Source organism: Thalassospira sp. MCCC 1A02898 (genome assembly GCF_001618185.1).
GTDB lineage: Bacteria > Pseudomonadota > Alphaproteobacteria > Rhodospirillales > Thalassospiraceae > Thalassospira > Thalassospira tepidiphila.
On record NZ_LPXK01000006.1, the window covers coordinates 1 to 3169 of the forward strand.

Consider the following 3169-nt stretch of genomic DNA (forward strand, 5'->3'; position numbering starts at 1 on the left):
TGCTGTATTTGGAAGGCCCGGCGGTGACCTACTCTCCCGTGCCTTAAGACAAAGTACCATCGGCGCAGGCTGGTTTCACTTCTGAGTTCGGGATGGGATCAGGTGGTTCCCGGCCGCTATGGCCACCGGGCCGTCCAAACACAGCGAAGAGATCGGAGATCTTTGTAAGATCGTGATGTTATGCGAACTATTTATTGTTGTGACGTATTGGTCTTGCTGATTTTACCGCTGCGCAAGTCATATGCAGATCAGTAGCAAGAGGGATCAATCAAGCCGATCGATCAATTAGTACTGGTTAGCTTCACGTGTTGCCACGCTTCCACACCCAGCCTATCAACCTGGTGGTCTTCCAGGGATCTGATAGGGATACCTAGTCTTGAAGGGGGCTTCCCGCTTAGATGCTTTCAGCGGTTATCCCTTCCGCACTTAGCTACCCGGCGATGCTCCTGGCGGAACAACCGGTACACCAGAGGTGCGTCCATCCCGGTCCTCTCGTACTAGGGACAGCTCTTCTCAAGTATCCTACGCCCACGGCAGATAGGGACCGAACTGTCTCACGACGTTCTAAACCCAGCTCACGTACCACTTTAATTGGCGAACAGCCAAACCCTTGGGACCTGCTCCAGCCCCAGGATGTGATGAGCCGACATCGAGGTGCCAAACACTCCCGTCGATGTGGACTCTTGGGGAGTATCAGCCTGTTATCCCCGGCGTACCTTTTATCCGTTGAGCGATGGCCCTTCCACGCGGGACCACCGGATCACTATGACCGACTTTCGTCTCTGCTCGACTTGTCAGTCTCGCAGTCAGGCAGGCTTTTGCCATTGCACTCTTAAGCTGATGTCCGACCAGCCTGAGCCTACCATCGCGCGCCTCCGTTACTCTTTGGGAGGCGACCGCCCCAGTCAAACTACCCGCCATGCAGGGTCCCGGATCCGGATAACGGACCTCGGTTAGATATCAGGAAGCAAAAGGGTGGTATCTCAAAGGTGGCTCCACCATGGCTGGCGCCATGGCTTCAAAGCCTCCCACCTATTCTGCACATTCACATCCTGATACCACTGCAAAGCTGTAGTAAAGGTGCACGGGGTCTTTCCGTCTGACCGCGGGTACTCCGCATCTTCACGGAGAATTCAATTTCGCTGAGTTGGTGTTGGAGACAGTGGGGAAGTCGTTACGCCATTCGTGCAGGTCGGAACTTACCCGACAAGGAATTTCGCTACCTTAGGACCGTTATAGTTACGGCCGCCGTTTACCGGGGCTTCAATTCAATGCTTGCACATCTCCTCTTAACCTTCCGGCACCGGGCAGGCGTCAGACCCTATACGTCGTCTTGCGACTTCGCAGAGCCCTGTGTTTTTAGTAAACAGTCGCCACCCCCTAGTCTGTGCCCCCACCGTAAAGTTGCCTTCACGGTGGGCCCCCTTCTCCCGAAGTTACGGGGGCAATTTGCCGAGTTCCTTCAACACCATTCTCTCAAGCGCCTTGGTATATTCAACCTGCCCACCTGTGTCGGTTTGGGGTACGGTCCATATGTGAGAGTTATTTCCTGGACCTCCTTGGCAGCTTCTCCAATCCAATAAGGAAAAACTACTTCCAGAGGCCGTCACTTCTCACGGGTACAGGAATATTAACCTGTTTCCCATCGACTACGCATTTCTGCCTCGTCTTAGGGGCCGACTCACCCTGCGCGGATTGGCCTTGCGCAGGAACCCTTGGGCTTTCGGCGAGGGAGGTTCTCACTCCCTTTATCGCTACTCATGTCAGCATTCTCGCTTCCGATACCTCCAGCATGCCTTACGGCACACCTTCACAGGCTTACGGAACGCTCCGCTACCACTTGTTCAAAGAACAAGTCCGCAGTTTCGGTGTGTGGCTTGAGCCCCGGTACATCTTCGGCGCGGGACAGCTTATTTAGACCAGTGAGCTGTTACGCTTTCTTTAAACGATGGCTGCTTCTAAGCCAACGTCCTGGTTGTCTTGGCCGTCCTACATCCTTTCCCACTTAGCCACAACTTTGGGACCTTAACTGGCGGTCTGGGCTGTTTCCCTCTCGACCACGGACCTTAGCACCCGTAGTCTGTCTGCCAGATAGTACTCATCGGTATTCGGAGTTTGATTAGGTTTGGTAAGCCGGTAAGGCCCCCTAGCCCATTCAGTGCTCTACCCCCGATGGTATTCGTCTGACGCTCTACCTAAATAGATTTCGCGGAGAACCAGCTATCTCCAGGTTTGATTGGCCTTTCACCCCTAACCACAAGTCATCCCCGTCTTTTTCAACAGACGTGGGTTCGGTCCTCCAGTGACTGTTACATCACCTTCAACCTGCTCATGGCTAGATCACCTGGTTTCGGGTCTAATCCCACAAACTCAATCGCCCTATTAAGACTCGCTTTCGCTGCGCCTACACCTATCGGCTTAAGCTTGCTTGTAAGACTAACTCGCTGACCCATTATGCAAGAGGTACGCTGTCACCCCATAAAGAGGCTCCAACTGCTTGTAGGCATCCGGTTTCAGGAACTATTTCACTCCCCTTATCGGGGTGCTTTTCACCTTTCCCTCACGGTACTGGTACACTATCGGTCGTCAAGGAGTACTTAGGCTTGGAGGGTGGTCCCCCCATGTTCAGACAGGATTTCACGTGTCCCGCCCTACTCGAGGACTTATGCAATTTCTACCCGTACGGGGCTATCACCCACTATGGCCGACCTTTCCAGATCGTTCCGGTTCTTATGCATAAGCCACTGGCCTGGTTCGCGTTCGCTCGCCGCTACTAGCGAAGTCTCGGTTGATGTCCTTTCCTCCGGTTACTGAGATGTTTCAGTTCACCGGGTTCGCCTCCTGCCGCTATGTATTCACGACAGGATCACCCTATTGGGTGGGGTTTCCCCATTCAGAAATCTACGGGTCAAAGCCTGCTCTCGGCTCACCGTAGCTTATCGCAGAGTGCCACGTCTTTCATCGCCTCTTGACGCCAAGGCATCCACCAGATGCCCTTATTATGCTTGAGAGATCCCTCAGCTAACTGTTCTGCGGCTTGCGCAGGGGTAAAACCTGCAAAACCACATCACAACTAGTTCGCGATCACGTTCTTTCGTTGCGAAAAATCACAACGGAAAGATCCGTTCTCTTCATATTCCCTATTCACAATGTCAAACATCTCGTCATC

2 rRNA genes are annotated in these 3169 nt (G+C 53.3%); both read right to left on the reverse strand.

The window, feature by feature from the left end:
• Nucleotides 1–15: 15 nt before the first annotated feature.
• Nucleotides 16–130: ribosomal RNA gene (gene rrf, locus AUQ41_RS05005) — 5S ribosomal RNA — on the reverse strand.
• Between the two features lie 134 nt (nt 131–264).
• Nucleotides 265–3011 (reverse strand): 23S ribosomal RNA (locus tag AUQ41_RS05010).
• Nucleotides 3012–3169: the final 158 nt, after the last annotated feature.